The following is a 22112-nucleotide window of genomic DNA, read 5'->3' as shown; positions in this document are numbered from 1 at the left end:
TAACTTATTAGTCCTGCTTGTCGTGCTGGCGCATCGCTGCAGCGACGAAACTCTCGAAGAGCGGATGGCCATCGCGCGGCGTCGAGGTGAATTCCGGGTGGAACTGGCACGCCATGAACCAGGGATGCTCCGGCAGCTCGACCATTTCCACAAGGGTGTCGTCCGCAGACCAGCCACCTATTTTCAGGCCCGCTTTCTGCAGGCGATCAACGTAATTATTGTTGACCTCGTAACGGTGACGGTGGCGCTCGACAATCACATCTGCACCGTAGATCTCGCGCGCCTTGCTGTCCTTGGCCAGGCGACACTCCTGCCCACCCAGGCGCATGGTACCGCCCAGGTCGGACTGCTCATCGCGCTTCTCGATCTTGCCTTCGCTGTCGATCCACTCGGTAATCAGGCCGATGACCGGGTGCTTGGTGTTGGCATCAAACTCGGTGCTGTTGGCCTCTTTCAGGCCCAGTACATTGCGGGCGTACTCGATCACCACGGACTGCAGGCCGAGGCAGATGCCCAGGAAGGGAATACCGTTCTCGCGCGCATAGCGCACGGACTCGAGCTTGCCCTCCAGGCCGCGCTCACCGAAACCACCCGGCACGAGGATGGCGTCGGCACCCTTGATCAGTTCCAAACCACCCTCGGACTCCACGTCCTCGGCGTTGATAAAGTCGATATCCACCTTGCAGCGGTGCTTGATACCGGCGTGGGTCAGCGACTCGATCAGGGATTTGTAGGCATCCAGCAGCTCCATGTACTTGCCGACCATGGCAATTTTCACTTCGTGGTCGGGGTTCAGTTTGCCATCGACGACCCCATCCCACTCGGACAGGTCCGGCGCGGCACATTCCAGCTGCAACTTTTCCACCACGATATCGTCGAGGCCATAGGTATGCAGCAGGCGCGGCACACTATATATGGTCTTGGCATCCGGCAGCGGCACCACCGCACGCTCCTCGACATTGGTGAACAGGGCGATCTTGCGGCGTGAGTCCTCGTCGATCTCGCGCTCGGAACGGCACAGCAGTATATCCGGCTGCAGGCCGATGGAGCGCAGCTCTTTCACAGAGTGCTGGGTAGGCTTGGTCTTGGTTTCGCCGGCAGTGGCGATAAACGGGACATAACTCAGGTGAATCAGCAGCGCGCGGTTCAGGCCCAGCTCCACCCGCAGCTGGCGCACGGATTCCAGGAACGGCTGGGACTCGATATCCCCCACGGTGCCACCGATCTCGACGATGGCCACATCCACGTCGCGACCGCCCTCGAGCACGCGGCGCTTGATCTCATCGGTGATATGCGGGATCACCTGCACGGTGCCGCCCAGGTAGTCGCCGCGGCGCTCCTTGCGCAGCACAGTCTCGTACACCCGGCCGGTGGTGAAGTTGTTGCGCTTGGACATGCGCGTGCGGATGAAGCGCTCGTAGTGCCCCAGGTCCAGGTCCGTTTCGGCGCCATCTTCGGTCACGTAGACCTCGCCGTGCTGGAACGGGCTCATGGTGCCCGGGTCAACGTTGATATAGGGGTCAAGCTTGAGGATGGTGACCTTGAGGCCGCGGGCTTCGAGGATAGCGGCCAGGGAGGCGGAGGCGATACCTTTCCCCAACGAGGAAACCACGCCACCGGTTACAAAAATATAGCGCGTCATGCAAAACCTTGGTCAATCTGAATGCCCGATGGAATCGGGTTGCGGGGCTGGCACAGGCCACGCCGGCTGGCGTATTCCTCTGCCTCGAGATGGGACGCCAGACTACCAGAATGCGCAGATCTGCTCAATCAGAAAACGTCTCTGGTTGCCATCCCGGTGTACCAGGCAGGGAGCCTTCCCTATCTCCCTGGCACAGGAACAGGTCACCTACCGCCAGCATCTGCTCCCCCTCAAAGATTAGCGGAACCCGCTCCCGCAGCCAGGGCTCCAGCCCGTACTCCTGCAACAGCTTCTTGAGGGTCTGGGAATGCCCCCGGCCCACCGGCCTGGCCCGCTCACCGCCGCGACGGAAACGCACCCGGTAATCCCCGGGGGGCCAACCGCGCCGGGGGACCACTGTTCCGGCCCCCGGAACCTGCAGCTCCGCCTCTCCGGACCACGCGAGCTCCAGGCCCGGATCGATCGGCGCCAGGGGCGGCAGCAGGTAAAGGCGCCCCCGATAACGCCGGGCGCACAGTGGGCCCAGCTCCACCGCCGGCAGGCGGTCTTCCCGGGCAGCGCCCAGCTGGCGCAACAGCTCCGCCAGCTGAACCGCCGCCGGCATATCGCCCGCTCGACCGTGTACCCAGTAGCGCAGCAGGTTCTTGCACCGCGCCTGGCTGAGCGTGCCCAGGTGATCCAGGTCAACACTCTCCCCGCTGCGCTCTCGGCGCAGGCCACAGGCCTGGAGATCCTCCCGGGCCAGCTCCCGCAGCAACTCGGCGGCCTCCCCCAGGTTGGCAACGGCACGCCCGATCCGATCGCGCACCGGCCAGCGGGAGCGGAGCCGGGGCATCACCTCCCGGCGCAGGAAGTTGCGATCAAAACGTGTATCCGCATTACTTTCGTCATCCACCCAGGCCAGCCCCGCTGCCCGGGCATAACGCTCCAGCTCTGCCCGGCCAGAGCCCAGCAGGGGACGCACCAGCACCCCGGCGCCCAGCGGGCGAGTGGCCGCCATTGCGGCCAGCCCCTGTACACCGGCTCCGCGCAACAGGCGCAACAGGAAGGTTTCCGCCTGGTCGTCGCCGTGGTGGGCTGTCAGCAGCTGGTCGCCCTCCCGCAGGAGCCCCGCAAAAACGGCATAGCGCGCGCGCCGGGCTGCCTCCTCCGGCCCGCGGCCATTGTCATCTACGGTGACACTGCGAGTGGTTAACGGGATACCCAGCGACTCGGCCAGCCCGCGGCAATGGGCCTGCCACTCACCGGCATTGGGGGAGAGCTGGTGGTTGATATGAATCGCGTGGCAGGGCTCGCCCAGCGCGTTGAGCAGGTGAAGCAGCACACAGGAATCGAGCCCCCCGCTCAACGCCACCCAGCGGCGCCCCGTACAGGGGTGTTCCGCCAGTACCGACGCCAGGTTCCGGCGCAATACGTCGAGTTGATCCTGCATATTCCCCCGCGCCGGGCGCTCCATGTACAACCTTCAGGCAGGCCCGGCTTTTGAATACCTGCAGCCCTTGAATAACTGTGAAAGTGCCGGCGACTCCGGCCCGGCGCTTTCCCGCGCCTAGTGTACAACAATGCAGTCCCCGGGCCCGGCTGGCAGCGAATTACGGCCAGCTACCACTCATCAACTCGAGTGCCTGGCATATTCAGACGGATAGGGCGCCATATTTTTGTGCAGCATCGCATGCTGATGCGCCCAGCCGGGCCTACGCCGGGGCAGGCCGGCCCGAAAGAGCAACTGCTTACAATAACTGGCCGGTCAGCGCCGCTAGAATCCCGTGAAACTGACAATCATATCCAAAAACACAATAAATCAACGGGAGCCCGCCAATGGAAGCGATTGAGAGCCAAGTAAACCGGGGCGACACCGAAGTACAGGAGCCCCCCCCCCTCGCATTCATCCTGCTGATCTGCAGCGTGGCCACAATCGGCGGCTTCCTGTTCGGGTTTGACAGCGGTGTGATCAACGGCACCATCGACGGCCTCCAGAACGCCTTCGACTCCAATAGTGTCGGCACCGGTTTCAATGTCTCATCCATGCTGCTGGGGTGTGCTGTTGGCGCCTTCAGCGCCGGCAGAATGGCGGACATTTGGGGCCGCAAGCGACTATTGTTACTGGCTGCCATTTTCTTCCTCGTCAGCGCCTGGGGCTCGGGCATTGCATCCTCGTCGCTGGAGTTCGTGATCTACCGGCTTCTTGGGGGCCTTGCTGTCGGCGCCGCCAGCGTCCTGTCTCCGGCCTACATCAGCGAGGTGGCACCTGCCGCTTGGCGCGGCAGGCTATCCACCATCCAGCAGGTGGCGATCATCTCCGGCCTGTTCTCGGCTTTTGTCAGCAACTACCTGCTGGCCCAGGTGGCGGGATCCGCAATGACGGAATGGTGGTATGGCTATGAAGCCTGGCGCTGGATGTTCTGGGTGGAAATGCTACCGGCGGCCGTATTCCTGGTGGCTCTGGTATGGATTCCTGAAAGCCCCCGCTACCTGGTAATTTCACGACAGGACAGCCGCGCCCGTACTGAGCTGGGCCGACTTTACCCCGGACAGGGCGCAGCAGACGCGAAACTGCGTGAGGTGCAGGCGTCGGTGGCCGAGGATCACCGGCCCCGTTTTGCCGACCTGCTGGACAGCGCCGGCAGGATTCGAGGCATCATCTGGGTTGGTATCGGGCTGGCCGTGTTCCAGCAGCTGGTGGGCATCAATGTGGTGTTCTACTACGGCGCCGTGCTCTGGCAATCCGTGGGCTTTTCCGAATCCGATGCCCTGATGATCAATATTATTTCCGGTGCCGTCAGTATTGGCGCCTGCCTGGTGGCCCTGGGACTGATCGATCGCTTTGGCCGCAAGCCGCTGCTGTTCTTTGGTTCAGCGGGCATGGCTGTCACCCTGGCGATGATGGTGGTCGCCTTCAGCAGTGCCAGCCTGGACCAGGGCGGCAAGCTGGTATTGTCAGACCAGATGGGACTGCTGGCGCTGACCGCTGCCAACGCCTATGTGTTCTTTTTCAACTTTTCCTGGGGCCCGGTGATGTGGGTGATGCTGGGCGAGATGTTCCCCAACCAGGTGCGTGGCTCCGGCCTGGCCGTGGCAGGCCTCGCACAATGGGGCTCCAATTTTGCCATCACCCTGAGCTTCCCCGCCATGCTGGCGGCTATCGGTCTCGCCGGTACCTATTCCGTCTACATGTTCTTCGCCATCCTGTCAGTGCTGTTTGTGGTGCGCTGGATTAACGAAACAGCGGGCCTGGAACTGGAACAGATGCCCGGCTGATCCCCCGGCGGGCGGCATCGGATGCCGCCCGCACCTCCCCTCCCGGCACAAAACTTTTTCCCACGTTTACCCCTTCGGTTGGCAACATGGGGCCAAATCTTCCGACTCTATTGTTCGAAAAGTACAACAGTGCATATCCGCTGGGCTTGCCCGAACGCAAGTGATAAATTCCGCGCAAAGGACAATCACCACAAATTCCAGAAAAATCTGAACAAGAGTCATACATGGTCCAGCTAGTTGTGGATTCCGGATGCGATCTTCCGGATGAGTTTCTGCGCAAATTTTCCATCCCGGTCCTGCCCCATACCGTGAGCGTGGGCAAGGATGTCTTCGGTGACCAGCGCAACCCTGCGCAGATGGCTCACTTTTATACCCTGTCCCTGGTTGATCGCTCCCACCAGATTGTTACCGGCCCCGCCCCCACTGCAGAAATAGAGAACACCCTGCGGGGCCTGGTCCAGAAGGGCCAGACAGATATCGTGGTACAGACCATCAATGCTGCCAACAGTCCAACTTACGCCAATGCGGTGGCGGCAGCAGAGAACCTGGCCGCTCACGGAACCAACGGGTCAGTGCAAGTCCACACCGTGGATACCCACTCCCTGTTCTCTGGCCAGGGGCTGCTGGCCCTGTACACGCTGTCACTGATCCGCCGCGGCCTCGATGGTGCCCAGGTTGCCACACGCACCGAGGAATTCCGCCGCAAGGTCCATGGTTACGCAGCAATCCGCGACGTCTACTATGTACGCGAGCGGGCACGCAGCAAGAACGAAAACAGCATCAGCTGGCTGAAGGCCATGGCCGCGCGCCTGCTGAAACTGAACCCGATCCTGTCCATGCACCATGAGGGCAGTACCGTCACCAACACCCTGCGCGGTTACGATCGCTGTACCGAAGCCCTGTTCCGGCTGGCTGCCGACAAGATTCGCGGCGGGGAGCTGCTGATGCCGATTGTGATGGTAAGTATCGCCGGGAAACTGGAGGACCTGGAGAAAGTGCCGGGTTACCAGCTGCTGAAGACCGCCGCGGCAGAAAACGATGTGAAAATTTACCACTCGGTGATGAGCCTCTCCGGCGGTATCAACCTGGGCCCGGGCACGGTGGCCCTGGCGCTGGCAGCCGACAAGCCCTGACCGGGCCGGGCCGGGGACCAGTGACCCGGCAGGAGACACAAGGGGCGAATATAAAAAAAGCCACGGCAGGGAAACCTGCCGTGGCTTTTTTAGTGGTTACCCGTTACCAGGGACTAGCTGTCAGGTGATATTGCCGTAGCTCATCAGGCGCTGGTAGCGCTTCTCCAGCAACTCGTCGATCGGCACCCTGCGCAGCTGGTCCAGCTGCTCCACCAGGCGCTCCTGCAGGCGCGACGCCATAGCGCCCGGATCCCGGTGGGCGCCACCGAGGGGCTCCTCGATGGTCTCGTCGACGATTCCCAGTTCTTCCAGCACGCTGGAGGTCACGCCCATCGCCTCCGCCGCCAGCGGTGCCTTCTCGACGGTTTTCCAGATGATGTTGGCGCAGCCTTCCGGGGAAATCACAAAGTAGGTGGAGTACTGGAGCATATTCAGCTGGTCGCCCACGCCGATCGCCAGTGCACCGCCGGAAGAACCTTCACCGATCACCGTGCAGATAATCGGGGTACGCAGCCGGGACATGACCGCGAGGTTCTGGGCAATGGCCTCACTGATGCCACGCTCCTCACTGTCGATCCCCGGGTAGGCCCCGGGCGTGTCAATCAGGGTCAGCACCGGCATCTGGAAACGCTCTGCCATCTCCATGATGCGCAGGGCCTTGCGGTAACCTTCCGGCTTGGGCATACCGAAGTTGCGCGCCACCTTGTCGTTGACGGAGCGCCCCTTCTCTTCACCGATCACGGCTACCGGCTTGCCGTCGAGGCGCGCAATACCGGAGATGATGGCCCTGTCGTCACCAAAGTGACGATCACCATGGAGCTCGTCCCAGTCAGTGAACATACGCTCGATGTAATCTTTCGAATACGGGCGCTGCGGGTGACGGGCCACCTGCACCACCTGCCAGGGGGACAGGTCGGCATAGATGGACTCTGTCAGGCTGCGACTCTTCTCACGCAGGCGGGCAACTTCGTCAGCGATATTCAGCTCATTGTCGTCGCCGACGTGCTGCAGCTCCTTGATCTTGCTTTCGAGCTCAGCAATCGGCTGTTCAAACTCGAGGAAATTGAAATTCATGCAATCCGCGCCTTTAAACTGTAAAAATGCCACCGGGCGATAATGGCGGCATAGCTTACCGCCATAGAACCGGGCAGTCGACCCGCGTTGCCAGTATGGCCACTCTGGCGTCCGTAATCTCCTTCCTGGCCAGGGCGTCCAATGTCACCGGTCCGCCATCCGACCTTACCGCTCAACATAGTCGAGTACCACACGGTCGCGCCCCAGCAGCTCGCGCAGGGACTGGACCATCTGGTCGTTCGGCTCCACTTTCCATTCCGGCGGCAGCTGGAATGTCCCGCGGGCATCACTGCGCTCCACTTCCATTAGCACCCCACAGCTACCGCCCACGTAGGGCCGCAGGCAGGCGGACAGGCGCTGGGCCAGCCCCGCCGGCGCACTGGCGCTGTCCAGCTTGAGACGCACGCCGGTCACACTGCCCTGGCGCAGCTCGTCCAGGGTTGCCACACCGTTGACGGTCATTTTCAGGCCACCACTGTAATCGTCGTGGGCCACTGGGCCGTCCAGCACCAGCAGGGAATCCTTGGCCAGTTTCTCGCGATGCTCGCCGAAAGCCTCGCTGAATACCGCCGCCTCGATACGGGCGCTGCGGTCGTCCAGGGTGACAATAGCCATGGAATCACCGCGCTTGGTCTTCATGACCCGCAACGCCACCACCAGTCCCGCCACTTTCTGCGACTCGCGGCCCGGCTTCAGGTCCGCAATTCGGGACTTCACCAGGTGCTGGAGTTCGTCCTCATACTCGTCAATCGGGTGCCCTGTCAGGTACAGGCCGAGCGTATTCTTTTCCCCCTCGAGGCGCTCGCGGATTCCCCAGGGCCGGGCGCGGCGGAATTCCGCGTAGACATCGCCCTCGGCGGCAGTGGGAACCACCTCGCCAAACAGGTCCATCATCCCTGCACTGTTGTTGCGCGACTGCTGCTCGGCCGCCTTCACCGCCTCATCCACGGCACTGAACAGCACCGCGCGAGCATAGTTGAGGCCATCGCTGCCCTCGCCGCCCGGCCCGATACTATCCAGGGCACCGGAGCGCACCAGCGCCTCCAGGGCGCGCTTGTTGACCTTGCGCGGGTCAATACGGGAACAGAAATCGAACAGGTCGGTGAAGGGTCCGCCCTCGGTGCGCACGGCGATAATATTCTCGATCGGGCCTTCACCCAGCCCCTTGATGGCACCCAGGCCGTAGACAATGCGGTTGTCCATATCCACCGAGAACTGGTAGGCACCCAGGTTTACATCCGGTGGCACCATCTCCAGGCCCATGGCCCGGCACTCCTCGATAAATGTCACTACCTTGTCGGTCTTGTCCATATCCGAGGACATGGTGGCGGCCATGAACTGGGCCGGGTAGTGGGCCTTGAGCCAGGCGGTCTGGTAAGACACCAGTGCGTAGGCAGCGGAGTGCGACTTGTTGAAGCCGTACCCGGCGAACTTCTCCACCAGGTCAAAGATTTTCATCGCCAGGTCCGGGTCGACACCCTGCTCTTTCGCGCCGGCGGCAAAGATCTCCCGCTGCTTCGCCATCTCCTCGGGTTTTTTCTTACCCATGGCGCGGCGCAGCATGTCGGCACCGCCCAGGGTGTAACCCGCCAGTTCCTGGGCGATTTGCATTACCTGCTCCTGGTAGACGATCACCCCGTAGGTGGGCTCCAGGATCGGCTTGAGCTTCTCATGCTGGTACTTGGCGTCCGGGTAGGCCACCTGGGCGCGGCCGTGCTTCCGGTTGATGAAGTCATCCACCATGCCCGACTGCAGCGGTCCCGGGCGGAACAGGGCCACCAGGGCGATCATGTCCTCGAGGTTATCCGGCTGCAGGCGCTTGATCAGGTCCTTCATGCCGCGGGATTCCAGCTGGAATACCGCGGTGGTCTCGGCCCGCTTGATCATCTTGTAGGTTTCGGCGTCGTCCAGCGGCAGTGCCTCGATGACCAGCGGCTCCCTGCCCTCGCGGGCACGCTGTTCGTCGACCATATCCTTAGCCCAGTCGATGATCGTCAGGGTGCGCAGGCCGAGGAAGTCGAACTTCACCAGGCCCGCATCCTCCACATCGTTCTTGTCGAACTGGGTCACCAGGCCGGCGCCGGTCTCGTCGCAGTAGAGCGGCGCAAAATCGGTCAGTTTGGTAGGGGCTATCACCACACCACCGGCGTGCTTGCCCACGTTCCGGGCCACGCCCTCCAGCTGCAGGGCCATCTCCCAGATTTCCTGGCCCTCCTCGTCGCCATCGAGGAACTCGCGCAGGATCTCCTCCTGCTCGAAGGCCTTCTCCAGGGTCATGCCCGGGTCCGGGGGAATCATCTTGGAAAGCTTGTCCGCCAGGCCATAAGACTTGCCCTGGACACGGGCCACGTCCCGCACCACCGCCTTCGCGGCCATGGTGCCGAAAGTAATGATCTGGCTCACCGCATCGCGGCCGTAGTTGTCGGCCACATAGCCGATCACGCGGTCGCGCTTCTCCATGCAAAAGTCGACGTCGAAGTCGGGCATGGAAACCCGTTCCGGGTTGAGGAATCGCTCGAACAGCAGGTCGTACTGCAGCGGGTCCAGGTCGGTAATCTTGAGGGCGTAGGCCACCAGCGAGCCGGCACCGGAACCCCGCCCCGGCCCCACCGGGATATCGTGGTCCTTGGCCCACTGGATAAAGTCCATCACGATCAGGAAGTAACCCGGGAAGCCCATCTGGATAATGATGTCCAGTTCGAACCGCAGCCGGTTTTCATAGGCGGTGCGGCGCTCGGCATAGTCCGGGGCCGACTGGTCGAGGATGGTTTCCAGTCGCACGTCCAACCCCTCGAAGGAGATCTTCTCGAAGAACTGGTTCTCGGTCATACCCTCGGGAATCGGGTACTCCGGCAGGAAATACTTACCCAGCTGGATCGGTGCCGAACAGCGCCGGGCGATCTCCACGGTGTTCTGCAATGCCTCGGGGATATCGCTGAACAGCTCCTGCATTTCCTCCGCGGTGCGGAAATACTGCTCCGGGGAATAGCGGCGCTCACGGCGCGGGTCGTCCAGGGCACGGCCGTCGTGAATGCACACCCGCACCTCATGGGCCTCGAACTCACTTTCCTCGAGGAAACGTACATCATTGGTGGCCACCACCGGCAGTTGCAACCGCTGGGCCAGGCCCACTGCCGCATGCAGGTAATCCTCATCTCCCGGGCGGCCGGTGCGTTGCAGTTCCAGGTAATAACGGCCGGGGAAAACCCCTGCCCATTGCCGGGCCAGGTCCTCAGCCTGGGCGGTGCGGCCGGCAACCAGTGCACGGCCCACATCCCCGTACCGGGCACCGGACAATGCCAGCACTCCCTCGGCGTACTCGGGCAGCCACTCGCGACGGATATAGGCGTTGCCGTGGTATTGGCCCTCCATCCAGGCGCGGGAGATCAGCTCGGTGATATTCAGGTAGCCCCGTGTGTTCATCGCGAACAGCGAGATCAGTGTCGGCTGCTCCTCACCGCCCTCACTGAGCCAGAAATCCGCACCGGTTATGGGCTTGATCCCGGCGCCCAGGCAGGCCTTGTAGAACTTGATCTGGCCGTAGAAATTGGTCTGGTCCGTGAGCGCCACGGCCGGCATCTCCAGCTCTGCGGCGCGGGCCACGAGCGGCTTGATCCGCACCAGGCCGTCGATCAGCGAGTATTCAGAGTGGACTCGTAAGTGAACAAAGGGTTGGGTCATATTCTTCTGTATTGAATTCTTCTTGCGCGCATCCCATCACTGCCCCCGTTGCCACGGCCATTGGCGACGTGGGGAATCCGGGTCACGGGGTTTCCCGACGGACAGCTATTTCCCGAATGCGCTTTACCTTGCGAAATTTTAGCGGCCAGGCTACCAGAGCCGGCCCATCTGCCGGGCGCGCTCGGTACAGCGTTGCAACACCGAGCGCCGCTCGTCGTTGTTCATATTGCCCCAGCGGCTGATCTCCGTGCCGGTGCGGAAACAGCCCTCGCAGATATCTTCCGCGTTGAGGGCACAGACCGAGATGCAGGGGGATTTTACCGGTTTGCCAGCTGCCGGCGTTGCGGTAGACACGGGATTCTGGACTTTCACGGTCATGGCGAGTCGAGGGCAACCAGCTCTTCGGCGAAGCGCCGGCCGTTTTCAGCATAGTGATCGCTGCTGGCCTTCAGCAGCTCAAGCATCGACTCGTCCAGGGTTTTGACCACCTTGCCCGGGCTCCCCAGGACCATGGAAAAATCCGGGACTTCCATTTTCTCGGTGACCAGCGCATTGGCACCGATCACACAGCCCCGACCGATCCTGGCGCCATTGAGGATAACCGCGTTGATGCCGACCAGGGTGTAGTCACCGATTTCGCAGCCGTGCAGCATTGCCTTGTGGCCCACCGTCACCCCGGTACCAATCGTCAACGGGATACCCGGGTCAGTGTGCAGCACCGCACCGTCCTGGACATTGCTGTCCTCGCCGATGGTGATGCGATCACAGTCACCGCGCACCACTGCGTTGAACCACACCGAGCTGCGACTGAGCATTCGCACATTGCCGATCACATGGGCACCCGGGGCGATGTAATGCCCCTCACCCTCGAGCTCTGGCTGGTTTTCACCCAGTCTGTACAGCATCTGGCCTCCGGCTGTGGATCTTCTCAAGCGGCCATTATCCCGCCCGTGGCCGGTCATTGCCAGCGGCTTGCGCACGATTCGGGGGAGGAAATGGCACAGGGGGAAAATGCCTGAAAAAGTGGCTGGAAAAGTGGTCGGGAGGGACCGCCCGGGGAGACGGGGCCGGCAGGAGGTCCGGGCCCACCTGTGCCCCACCGCCTACAGCAGTACGCCCTGCCTGGAAAAGCGGGCGCCCTCGAGGCTGAGCAGGCGGGCCTTGAGTTCCAGGCCTCCCGCGTAGCCGGTCAGGGTGCCGTCGGCGCCGATAACGCGATGGCAGGGAATCACGATGGCGAGGGGATTGGCGCCATTGGCCCGCGCAACCGCACGGACCGCCCTGGGGTTACCCAGCGCTTCCGCCTGCTGCAGGTAGCTCCGGGTCTCGCCGTAGGGGATATCCTGCAGGGCAGCCCAGACACGCTGCTGGAAAGGCGTGCCGGGGGGCTGCAGCGGCAGCTCGAAAGCCCGCCGGCGACCGTCCAGGTACTCCCCCAGCTGGGTCGACGCCATGTCCGTCAGGGCGCACGTCCCCCGCTGCCACCCGGGCCCCATCCCCGGGCACCTGCCGTCGCGGACGAAGCCCAGCGCCACCAGTGCCGCCTGTGGGCCACTGTCCTCTGCGGCGACACAGACATCACCGAGCACGGTAGGATAAATCTCGTAAACAATCATTCACTGTCCCCAGTTTGCAGCGATTGCCACAGCAGTAATGCTCCATAAGCCCGCCAGGGCCGCCATTGCTCCGCCCGGTTTCTGGCCGCACCCGGCGAGGCCCGCTCGCCGCCCTCCCCCAGCGCCTGGAGGATACCAAGGTCTGACGCCGGGAAGGCATCGGGCAGCGACAAGCCGCGCATGGCTATGTACTGCGCGGTCCAGTCGCCGATGCCCGGCAATGCAGTCAACTGCGCACACCATCGCTCCAGGTCGGTCTCGGTGAAGTCCACCCGCCCTTCCAGGGTCGCCGCCACGAAAGTCCGCAGGGTCGCCGCCCGCGCCCGTGTCACCCCCAGGCCCTCGAAATCCGCCCCGGCCAGTTCCCGGGCCCCCGGGAAGAGCCGCCACTGCCGGCCACTGGTATCCACAAAGCGCCCCCCGTAACGCTCCACCAGCCGCCCGGCTATGGTTGTCGCCGCGGCGACCGATATCTGCTGGCCCAGAATCGCCCGCAAGGCGTACTCAAACGGATCCCAGGCGCCCGGCAGCCGCACCCCGGGCAACAACTCCAGCTGCCGTGCCAATAATGGGTCCACAGACAGTACCTGCCCGATTTCACCGGTATCCACGTCCAGGTCAAACAACCGGCGCAACCGCTGGTTGAGGACAAAAAGGCCCCGCCCATCGCCGGAATCCAGCTCCACCACCAGGCGGTGCGCCGCCGCATCGTCGCTGACACTCAGCACACCTGGCCCACCGCCCTCCAGGCAAAAGCTCCGCTGGTATATCCCGTCGTTTACCTCTTCGATTCCCCTGAGTGCCCGGGCACGGAAAAAGTCCAGCAGCTTCTGCCAGTCAAAGGGCGGCCGGTAAGGCAGGTAAAACCGGATCCCACCCCGGACCGCAGTCCCGCTCCGGGTCTCCTTTCGCACCTCCGTGGGGGTTCGGTGGCATACCTGCTGGAAAACCGCATTGAAACGGCGCGTGCTGTTGAAGCCGGCCTCGAACGCCACCTGGCCCACGGGCATGCGTGTCTCACGCAACAGTCCCAGCGCAAACATTACCCGTTCCACCTGCCAGTACTGCAGTGGGCTCATACCCAGGTGCTCGTTGAACAGTCGCCGCAGGTAACGGCTGCTGATTCCCAGCCGTTCCGCCAGCGATTCTACTGACGCCCCCTCGCGCTCACTGCGCATCAGGGCCAGCGCCCGCTGCACGGTGGTACCCACCAGGCCCCAGGCGGGACTGCCGGGCGCAGCATCGGGACGGCATCGCCGGCACGGCCGGTACCCGGCTGTCGCCGCCTCGGCCGCTGTTCGAAAGTATTCAACATTCTTTTCCAGGGGTGCCCGGGCCGGGCAGATCGGGCGGCAGAAAATACCCGTGGTTTTTACCGCGGTGTAGAACAGACCATCAAATCTCTGGTCCCGGGCCAGCCGGGCACGGGAACAGGTTTCACGGGACAGGGCCACTGGCAACTCCTCTTCAGATGGGGCCAGTCTATGGGTATTCCAGCCGGGTGACGAGTCACATTCGGAACTGACAGGCCCGGACGTGATAACAGGGCCTAACCACCGCCAGCAAGCCCCGGTGATGGCGGCAGGGGGGTGCAAAGCCAGGGTGAGTTATCCAGTACCGGGATAACGCTTTAATGATGGATACGATGCCCGGTTGGCTGCCCGCCCCCTATGTCGCTCCCACCTCCTTTTCGACACATCGGCAGATATCTCCTAAACCTGAAGAGGGGTCCGGGAGATTCGCCCCGGCTGCTGTCGCCGGAGCACAGGGAAGTGATGGCACAAGGGATAATGTGCCCGGAGTTGTTTAGATGTTCCGTTTACGGGCTTTGGTTGTCCTGGTTGCGCTCGTCCTGTCCGGCTGCATATTCGATTCGGACGACGACAACGGCCGCCCGCGCAATAATGATGCCGATGGCGATGGCATCATCGACCTGCAGGACAACTGCCCCGCAACCCCCAACCCCGACCAGGCCGACTTCAATGGCGATGGTGACGGCGACGCCTGTGATCCCCCGCCATCAGCCAGTCCACCGACAACACCGGAACCCGCACCGCCACAGGACACTGACAACGACTCGGTTCAGGACGATGCCGATAACTGCCCGGATACCCACAACCCCAGCCAGGCCGACCAGGATCGAGACGGCATCGGCGACTCCTGCGATCGTGACCTCGATGGCGACGGGGTCAATAACGACGTCGACAATTGCCCACTGAACCCCAACCGCGAGCCCGCCAGTATTCCCGATATTGTGCAGCTGGACCTGGACGAGGATGGTATCGGCGATGTGTGCGACAACGATCGCGACGGCGACGGTTTTACCAACGCCCTCGACAACTGCCCTGACAACACCAACGACCTACAGGGAGACAGCGATGGCGACGGCATCGGCGACCCCTGTGATGAGGAAGTCGACTCGGACCTGGACGGGGTCCCGGACCCGCTGGATAACTGCCCCGATCGTCCCAACGAATTCCAGGCCGACCTGGATGGTGACGGCTTCGGCAATCCCTGTGACAACGATGACGACGGCGATGGGATCCGCGACAGCAGCGACCATTGTCCCCTGCGCGCCAATACAGACCAGTCCGACCGCGATGGTGACGGCCTGGGAGATCGCTGTGATCTGGATGATGACGGCGACAGCATCGATGATATCGACGATAACTGCCCGGTTCAGGCAAACGCCGACCAGGCCGACCTCGACAATGACCTGGTGGGCGACACCTGCGACCGCGACCGGGATGGCGACAGTGTGGCCAACGACAATGACAACTGCCCGGGCCTTGCCAACCCCGACCAGGCCGACAGTAATGCAGACGGCGTTGGTGACCTCTGTGGCGCTTCTCCTCCCGGCGACGGTCCCGATCTCTGCCCCGGTAGCGACCTCGCCAATCCGCCGGACCCGGACAGGGACGGTTTCGGCAACAGCTGCGACCCGGATGACGACAATGACACCTTTCCCGACAGCGATGACAACTGTCCGCTGGTGATCAACCCCGACCAGCGCGACACGGACGCTGATGGCCTTGGCGACGCCTGCGACAGGGATGACGACAGCGATGGCCGGGAGGACGGCAACGACAACTGCCCCCTTCTTGCCAATAACAGCCAGGCAGACGATGACGGCGATGGTCGCGGCAATCCCTGCGACCCCACGCCGCAGGGCCTGGACCGGGATGAGGATGGCATCGCAGACAGTGAGGACAACTGCCCCGACACAACCAATCCCGGCCAGGAAGACAGCGACCGGGACGGCATTGGCAATGCCTGTGCAGCACCGACCCCGGACCGCGATGATGACACGGTGCTGGATTCAGAGGACAACTGCCCCGATATCCCGAACCCGCAACAGGAAGATGACGACAACGACGGGATCGGGGATGCCTGCGAGGAAGTCCGGCCGGATGCGGACCGCGACGGTATCCGCGACGACCGCGACAACTGCCCGGACATCGCCAATGGAGCGCAGTCCGATATCGACCTGGACGGCCGTGGGGATGCCTGCGACAACGACCTTGATAGCGATGGGGTTGCCAACGGCACCGACAACTGCCCGTTTACCGCCAACGCGGACCAGCTCGACGATGACGACGACGGCGACGGCAACCTCTGCGAAACCGACCGGGACGGGGACGGCATTCCGGATTCGGCGGACAATTGCCCGGACATTCCCAATGCCGACGGCGCCGACCGCGACAATGACGGCATCGGTGACCTATGCGATGCCGACCTCGACGGCGATGGCGTGGGGAATACCTCCGATAACTGCCCGCTCCAGGCCAATACCGGGCAGGAGGATATTGATGATGATGGCCTGGGGGACGTATGCGACACCAATGAACCGGTCTCCTGTGGCGACCGGGGTGGGTTCAGGGCGCTCTCCGGGTTCGATATTGATTTCACCGTGGGCTCAGGTCCCGACTGCCCCCTGTGCCCGGTATTCACCCCGGAAAACGTTCCCGATGATTTCTTTGCCAATGCCGGGCGCCTGGCGGTACCCATAGACTCGGCGGGCAGCGCTTTTATCCGGATAGTGGATACCAATGAGGCGTATACGGGACCTTTCAGGGCCGGCTTTATCCTCGAGTCCGCCACCCTGCACCTTGATCGCATAATCCTCGAAGGCCTCACCCTGCGGACATTACTCGACGGGGTGGACACCGGCGAGCGTGCTCACGGCCGGGAGCTGCTGGTGTTCAGGCTACAGGGTGAGTCCGGTTTTCGCCGCCTGGTAACATTCAAAACCGACGCGGATTTCGATGCTGTCGAGGTTCGACTCGACGGCCTGCCATATTCTGTAAACCAATTAGACATTTACCTGCCGTGCCTGGCCCCAGTCCCACCTCCATGACCGCAGGCGGATTGCTGTGCTATGCCCGCCTGGCCACAGGATCGAACACTGACCTGTCGCGAAACCGGCACAGCACTGAACGCCGCCCCGGCAACCGAACCGGCAGAGAAGTCAGGCGGCCAAACGAGGGGGCCAACCTGAAAGGCAGTTAACAACAAATAGTCATATCGCCAGGTTCAACACTCGTTAGCTTTGACGCCAACATATAGACACAAATCACACTTTAGATTAGAAAGCCATCACGCAATAAAGAAAATTTTCTATAGGCAAAGGAAAGCCGCCGGGATCCAGATCCACCCGGCGGCGTGCCAGGGGCGACAGGGAAGTTGCTGTTCAGGCTGAAGTCACCAACCGTGCAGGGACGCCGGTTTGTGTGGTCCCGACCATTGCATCTACGCCAGATTCCCGCCCCGGGCAGACAACAAAAACCTGCTCCGGAGAAACCCGCATGATGCGCTTCCCGATCTTTCTTCTCTTTGCATCGCTCACCCTTCTCTACGCCTGCACAGCGGATGAGAGCGGTCGCAGGGAGACAACCACCTTCAACAGCGCCTCCGCGGCCCCGCTGGACACCGATGGCGACGGCATCACGGACCAGGATGACAATTGTCCGGACATGGCTAATCCCGGCCAGGGCGATGCCGACGGCGATGGCAGCGGCGACGCCTGTGACAGCGATCGGGATGGAGATGGTATAGACAACAGTGCCGATAACTGCCCTTCGACCGCCAATCCAGACCAGGCCGATGGTGACAGCGACGGTACCGGTGATGCCTGCGACAACGATATCGACGGCGATACCGTCGGGAACAGTGCCGACAACTGCCCGCTGGTCGCGAACAGTGATCAGGATGACCTCGATGGCGATGGTACCGGCGACAGCTGTGACAATGACACCGATGGTGATGAGGTCACCGACAGCCTGGATAACTGCCCCATGGCAGCAAATCCGGGCCAGGAGGACCAGGACAACGACGGCATTGGCGATGCCTGTGATGCCGACAGTGATTCTGATGATGACGGCCTCGACGACGGCGCGGATAACTGCCCGGCCGTGGCCAACCCGGAGCAGGACGACACCGATGGCGACGGTACTGGTGATGCCTGTGACGAAGATGATGATGGCGACAGCGTCGACGATGGATCAGACAACTGCCCGGCCACGGCCAATGAGGACCAGGCAGACCTGGACGGGGACGGCATTGGCGACGCCTGCGACAACGACCACGATGGCGACAATACCCCCACCGCGCAGGACAACTGCCCTGATACACCCAATCCCGGGCAGGAGGACACGGATAATGACTCCATTGGTGATGCCTGTGATGACTTCACCGACAGCGATGGTGATGGCATCGCCGAGGACAGCGACAACTGCCCCGCCACCGCCAATCGCGATCAGGCCGATGCTGACGGCGACGGCACCGGTGATGCCTGCGACAGCGATACCGATGGCGACGGCACCGAGAACAGCAGCGATAATTGCCCCCTGATTACCAATGCAGACCAGCAGGACACAGATGGTGACGGCAACGGAGATGCCTGTGACGAAGACAGTGACAACGACGGTGTCGATGATGTGAACGATAACTGTCCGCTCAATGCCAATGCCGAGCAGACCGATGCGGACGGCGACGGAATCGGCGACAGCTGTGATGATGATGTCGACGGGGACAATGTCGACAATGACGCTGATAATTGCCCCTCTGTTGCCAACGAGGACCAACAGGACACCGATGGAGACGGGTTCGGTGATGCCTGCGACGACAATACCGACAGCGATTCAGATGGCGTACCTGACGAAGCCGATAACTGTCCCGAGGATGCCAATGCCGACCAGCAGGACCAGGACGACGATGGTATCGGTGATGCCTGTGATACCGACCGCGATGGCGACGGCGATGAAAATACCGGCGATAACTGCCCGGCGGTTGCCAATCACTCACAGGCCGACACCGACAATGATGGTATCGGCGATGCCTGTGACAGTGACGACGACAACGACTCGATCGCCGATGAGGACGACAATTGCCCTTATATTCCCAATTCCGACCAGGCCAATCGCGACGGCGACCAGTACGGCGATGCCTGTGACAGCGATGAGGACGGTGATGGGGTCGGTGATGACGTGGATAACTGTCCCGCACTCGCCAACGAAGAGCAGTTGAACACCGACGGCGACGCGCAGGGCGATGCCTGTGACAGCGACGATGACAATGACGGTATCGAGGATGACACCGACAACTGTCCGCTGGTTGCCAATACAGAGCAGTCGGACCTGGACGGCGATGGCACCGGCGATGCCTGCGACGATGATCGCGATGGCGATGGCCTCCCCGACGACCGCGATAACTGCCCCGGTGAGGCAAACCTCGACCAGGCTGACCAGGACGGCGACGGCATCGGCGACGCATGCGATGCGGACAGTGATACCGATAATGACGGCCTGGATGACGGCGAGGACAACTGCCCGGCGGAGCCCAATGCCGGCCAGGACGACCTCGATGGCGACGGTGTCGGCGATGCCTGCGACGCCGATGTCGATGGCGACGGCTTCACTAACGATGAGGACAACTGCCCCATGACCGCCAATGACCAGGCGGATGCCGATGGGGACGGCCTCGGTGACGTCTGTGACGAAGACCTGGATGGCGATTCCGTCAACGACAGTGAAGACAATTGCCCGGTCGACTACAACCCGGACCAGTCGGACCAGGACGGTGACGGCCCGGGCGATGCCTGCGACCTGGACCGCGACGGCGACGGCGTGGACAACGGGGACGACAATTGCCCGGCAGTGTCCAACCCGAACCAGCTCGACGCGGATGGCGATGGTATCGGGGATGCCTGTGACCCCGATGTGGACAACGACGGGGTGGCCAACGAGGAGGACAATTGCCCGCAGACTGCCAACCCAGAGCAGGACGATTTCGACAATGATGGTATCGGCGATGCCTGCGACAACGGCCTTGCGGCCACCTGTGAGTCAGTCGGCGACTTCCAGCCGATTACCACCAGTGATTCCAAGCTGGCCCACGGCATTGTCACTCCCTGCCTGGAATGCTCGGTTACCAGCCCTGGCCGGGTCACCAACGATGTGATCACCGATGCCGCGCGGATCGAGGTATCGGCTGGGGCCGGTGGCGGTGCCTATATCGATGTGACCAAGACCACGGTGCTGTCCGGCAGGCATCGCATAGGCTTCCTGGTGGAGAAGCCTGCCTCTCTCCTGGACCTGGTGCTGCTGGAAACCGTACGCATCAGCACCATGCTTGGCGGCCAGCCCACCGGTGACAGCGGCACAGGCAGCTCTCTGGTGGTCTTCGATGTGGACGGTGCCGTGAACCAGCGCGTGATCACTATCAACTCGGTACAGCCTTTCGACCGGGTACGGCTGAGCCTTGGCAGCCTGCCCACCGAAGTGAACCAGCTGGATGTGTACATGGCTTGCCTGGCCCCGATCAACCGCTGATCGGCAACCGGCTCCCGGGCAGCAGCCGGGGGCCGGTTTTGTTTCGCTCACGTAGCGCCGCCAGTTCCCGCTGCGGTGGCCTTACCGGGGTACATCGGGCGCAGCGAAATACTTCGGAGCTTCCATCAAGGCAGCTGCAGCCCCGGGGTTGTCCGACCGCTGGTCGCGGCCATGGGCCGCTCCTACAGCAGGCGATTACAAACAAAAAACCCGGCAGTGATGCCGGGTTTTTTGTGGGAGGGGTTTATGGGACCTTACTTCAGTTCCAGCACTTCCTTACCCTGGATAAAGGTGACGTCCACCGGGATATCCGCATCAGACAGGCGATCCAGGTCGGCCTGCAGCTCGGCGCCAACGACGCCCTTGCTGTCCAGCAGCTCCTTCGATTTCTCGTAGTCACCGTCACCCTGGATGGTCAGGATCAGGTTGGACAGGCTGGTCATGGCTTCCTGCATCTTGTCGAAGTCCACACTGTACTGCCCGGTTTCCGGATCGCGGGTAAATGCGCCCTGCTCCTTGAAGTAATTGAAACGCATCATGTTGGCCTTGCCGTGGGCACTGGCGGCACCGAAGCGCACGCTGCGGAAGATACTGGCCAGGAAGGTGACGTAATTGTCCATCAGTTCCCCTTCCTCGATCTCGCCCTTCTCGTGCAGGCGCGTCACCATGTAGAGGCCAAGGATATCCGCCTTGCCCTCTTCCAGCGCCGACGAGGTTTCCTTCAGCGCCTGGCGCACATTGCTACCATCGGTCACGGTTTTCTTGATCCCCAGTCCATGTGCCACCTCGTGGAACATGGTATTGGAGAAGAAAGCCGGGAAAGTGATGTGCTGGCGCTGGTCCTCGGCGATCAGTACTTCACTGATGGGTACCAGGATCTTGTCGAACTTGGCGCGCATGGCGTTTTTCAACTGCAGGCGGCGGGTGCCCTTGGCCAGCTGGACCTCTTCATCATTGGGCAGGTTGATGGCGATGGTCTTGGAACCCGCATTGCTGTGGCCGGCGTAAAAGACTACATCGTAGGCGTTCAGGTCGGAATCGGTGCCCGGCACCTCGGACTTGTACTTGTCATCCACCGGCAGGCCCTTTTGCAACTCGGGCAGGAAGGCGGCGAACTTGGCCAGCTTCTCACTCCACTCCATGTCCTTCAGCAGGACGTAGGACTCGTACGCGGTGCGGTAGGCGAACAACTGGTCCTCGTAGTTCTCGATCGGGCCGATCACCACGTCGATTTCATTGTCCTTCATGTCCATCCAGGCCATATCGCTGGGACGGAAATCGTCAGACAGCAGCGCGTCGGCGCGCATGCTCAGGTAATTGGCAAACTGCTCGTCCTCGGCCAGCTCGGACGCCTGGCGCAGGATTTCCGCAGCCTTCTCCAGGTCACTCTTGTAGGCCTCGCTGTAAGGCACCAGCTTCAGGTTGCCATCCTGGTCGCGGCGTACCAGGGAGTAGAGGCCATCCTTACCCGGCTGCTGCCACTGCTCGAACTCCTTCTTGGTCATGTCTTCCGGATAGAACTCGGCACCGGGCGGCTTGGGGCCGTAGCCATCGATGAATGGCTCGTTGTTGTTGAGCCGGTCCCAGGGACCGTAGTTGATCCGTGCAAACTCGCGCTTGGCGCTGTCCTCGATGCCCGGTAGCAACTCTTCTGCGGGACCAAATGACTGCAGCCAGAAGAGACGATCCATGATCTGGCTGGCATCGATCAGCAGGCCGATCATCTGCCGCTGGTCGTCCGAGAGGTCGGACAGGTCCGCGTTCAGCTCAACCGGAACATAGATATCAAAGCGGCCATTGGCTTCGGCAGCTTCCTGCTCGGAGGGCTCCGCCTGGGTCTGTTCGACCGCGGTACCGGTCTCCTCGATTACCTCGGTCT

Annotated in this window: 14 protein-coding genes; 4 read left to right on the top strand and 10 right to left on the bottom strand. The window is 62.3% G+C overall.

Features of this window, described 5'->3' with window-relative positions; genetic code table 11:
- Positions 1-7: 7 nt before the first annotated feature.
- On the bottom strand, positions 8-1642 hold the full coding sequence (locus tag ACH6CX_RS15840) for a CTP synthase (RefSeq protein ID WP_233005754.1): 1635 nt from the start codon (positions 1640-1642) through the stop codon (positions 8-10).
- Positions 1643-1766: 124 nt separating this feature from the next.
- Positions 1767-3074, bottom strand: coding sequence for a tRNA lysidine(34) synthetase TilS (tilS, locus tag ACH6CX_RS15835; protein WP_233005755.1), 1308 nt, complete (start codon positions 3072-3074; stop codon positions 1767-1769).
- A 386-nt stretch (positions 3075-3460) separates the two neighbouring features.
- Here tilS and ACH6CX_RS15830 point away from each other — a divergent pair, with 386 nt between their 5' ends.
- Both ACH6CX_RS15830 and ACH6CX_RS15825 read left to right on the top strand, forming a co-directional pair.
- Entirely contained in the window at positions 3461-4900 is a 1440-nt protein-coding gene (locus ACH6CX_RS15830) for a sugar porter family MFS transporter (RefSeq protein ID WP_396675866.1), read from the top strand.
- A gap of 224 nt (positions 4901-5124) precedes the next feature.
- Positions 5125-6033: a DegV family protein gene (locus ACH6CX_RS15825; protein ID WP_233005757.1), complete on the top strand. Its 909-nt coding sequence runs from the start codon at positions 5125-5127 to the stop codon at positions 6031-6033.
- A 120-nt stretch (positions 6034-6153) separates the two neighbouring features.
- On the opposite strand, the gene ACH6CX_RS15820 is transcribed toward ACH6CX_RS15825, so the two are convergent.
- From ACH6CX_RS15820 to ACH6CX_RS15795, 6 genes are all read right to left on the bottom strand, one after another.
- Complete coding sequence (locus ACH6CX_RS15820) at positions 6154-7107, bottom strand: acetyl-CoA carboxylase carboxyltransferase subunit alpha (protein ID WP_233005758.1); 954 nt, start codon at positions 7105-7107, stop codon at positions 6154-6156.
- Positions 7108-7272: 165 nt separating this feature from the next.
- Positions 7273-10788, bottom strand: a complete 3516-nt coding sequence (dnaE, locus tag ACH6CX_RS15815) for a DNA polymerase III subunit alpha (protein ID WP_233005759.1) — start codon at positions 10786-10788, stop codon at positions 7273-7275.
- A 150-nt stretch (positions 10789-10938) separates the two neighbouring features.
- Positions 10939-11166, bottom strand: coding sequence for a DUF1289 domain-containing protein (locus tag ACH6CX_RS15810; RefSeq protein ID WP_233005760.1), 228 nt, complete (start codon positions 11164-11166; stop codon positions 10939-10941).
- A complete protein-coding gene (locus tag ACH6CX_RS15805) occupies positions 11163-11693 on the bottom strand; it encodes a gamma carbonic anhydrase family protein (protein WP_233005761.1) in 531 nt (176 codons plus the stop codon). The genes ACH6CX_RS15810 and ACH6CX_RS15805 overlap by 4 nt, the downstream gene beginning before the upstream one ends.
- 198 nt (positions 11694-11891) lie before the next feature.
- Complete coding sequence (locus ACH6CX_RS15800) at positions 11892-12404, bottom strand: methylated-DNA--[protein]-cysteine S-methyltransferase (RefSeq protein ID WP_305080596.1); 513 nt, start codon at positions 12402-12404, stop codon at positions 11892-11894.
- Positions 12401-13858 (bottom strand): DNA-3-methyladenine glycosylase 2, encoded by a 1458-nt coding sequence (locus ACH6CX_RS15795; protein WP_233005762.1) that lies wholly within the window; start codon positions 13856-13858, stop codon positions 12401-12403. The genes ACH6CX_RS15800 and ACH6CX_RS15795 overlap by 4 nt, the downstream gene beginning before the upstream one ends.
- A 356-nt stretch (positions 13859-14214) precedes the next feature.
- Between ACH6CX_RS15795 and ACH6CX_RS15790 the strand changes: the two genes are divergently transcribed.
- Positions 14215-16761: a thrombospondin type 3 repeat-containing protein gene (locus ACH6CX_RS15790; protein ID WP_237064308.1), complete on the top strand. Its 2547-nt coding sequence runs from the start codon at positions 14215-14217 to the stop codon at positions 16759-16761.
- 448 nt (positions 16762-17209) lie between these two features.
- Positions 17210-20233: a thrombospondin type 3 repeat-containing protein gene (locus tag ACH6CX_RS15785; RefSeq protein ID WP_396675861.1), complete on the top strand. Its 3024-nt coding sequence runs from the start codon at positions 17210-17212 to the stop codon at positions 20231-20233.
- A 254-nt stretch (positions 20234-20487) separates the two neighbouring features.
- Here ACH6CX_RS15785 and ACH6CX_RS15780 read toward each other — a convergent pair whose 3' ends face one another.
- Together ACH6CX_RS15780 and ACH6CX_RS15775 are read right to left on the bottom strand one after the other, a co-directional pair.
- On the bottom strand, positions 20488-21738 hold the full coding sequence (locus tag ACH6CX_RS15780; protein ID WP_396675894.1) for a Zn-dependent hydrolase: 1251 nt from the start codon (positions 21736-21738) through the stop codon (positions 20488-20490).
- Positions 21698-21793 carry a hypothetical protein gene (locus tag ACH6CX_RS15775; RefSeq protein ID WP_396675892.1) on the bottom strand — a complete coding sequence of 32 codons (96 nt, stop codon included), beginning with the start codon at positions 21791-21793 and terminating at the stop codon, positions 21698-21700. Before ACH6CX_RS15775 ends, ACH6CX_RS15780 begins: the two co-directional genes overlap by 41 nt.
- Positions 21794-22112: the final 319 nt, after the last annotated feature.

This window comes from Microbulbifer sp. JSM ZJ756, assembly GCF_044383805.1.
In the GTDB taxonomy this organism is placed as follows: Bacteria; Pseudomonadota; Gammaproteobacteria; order Pseudomonadales; family Cellvibrionaceae; genus Microbulbifer; species Microbulbifer zhoushanensis.
Note: the sequence above shows the minus strand (reverse complement) of the source record. Positions and strands in the feature narration are given on the sequence as shown.

Excerpts from the sequence above, each read along its gene's own strand:
- ACH6CX_RS15785 (WP_396675861.1), top strand. The coding sequence starts at position 17,210 with ATGATGCGCTTCCCGATCTTTCTTCTCTTTGCATCGCTCACCCTTCTC.
- ACH6CX_RS15800 (WP_305080596.1), bottom strand. The coding sequence starts at position 12,404 with ATGATTGTTTACGAGATTTATCCTACCGTGCTCGGTGATGTCTGTGTC.
- ACH6CX_RS15840 (WP_233005754.1), bottom strand. The coding sequence starts at position 1,642 with ATGACGCGCTATATTTTTGTAACCGGTGGCGTGGTTTCCTCGTTGGGG.
- ACH6CX_RS15830 (WP_396675866.1), top strand. The coding sequence starts at position 3,461 with ATGGAAGCGATTGAGAGCCAAGTAAACCGGGGCGACACCGAAGTACAG.
- ACH6CX_RS15780 (WP_396675894.1), bottom strand. The coding sequence starts at position 21,738 with ATGACCAAGAAGGAGTTCGAGCAGTGGCAGCAGCCGGGTAAGGATGGC.
- ACH6CX_RS15820 (WP_233005758.1), bottom strand. The coding sequence starts at position 7,107 with ATGAATTTCAATTTCCTCGAGTTTGAACAGCCGATTGCTGAGCTCGAA.
- ACH6CX_RS15805 (WP_233005761.1), bottom strand. The coding sequence starts at position 11,693 with ATGCTGTACAGACTGGGTGAAAACCAGCCAGAGCTCGAGGGTGAGGGG.
- dnaE (WP_233005759.1), bottom strand. The coding sequence starts at position 10,788 with ATGACCCAACCCTTTGTTCACTTACGAGTCCACTCTGAATACTCGCTG.
- tilS (WP_233005755.1), bottom strand. The coding sequence starts at position 3,074 with ATGCAGGATCAACTCGACGTATTGCGCCGGAACCTGGCGTCGGTACTG.
- ACH6CX_RS15810 (WP_233005760.1), bottom strand. The coding sequence starts at position 11,166 with ATGACCGTGAAAGTCCAGAATCCCGTGTCTACCGCAACGCCGGCAGCT.
- ACH6CX_RS15825 (WP_233005757.1), top strand. The coding sequence starts at position 5,125 with ATGGTCCAGCTAGTTGTGGATTCCGGATGCGATCTTCCGGATGAGTTT.
- ACH6CX_RS15790 (WP_237064308.1), top strand. The coding sequence starts at position 14,215 with ATGTTCCGTTTACGGGCTTTGGTTGTCCTGGTTGCGCTCGTCCTGTCC.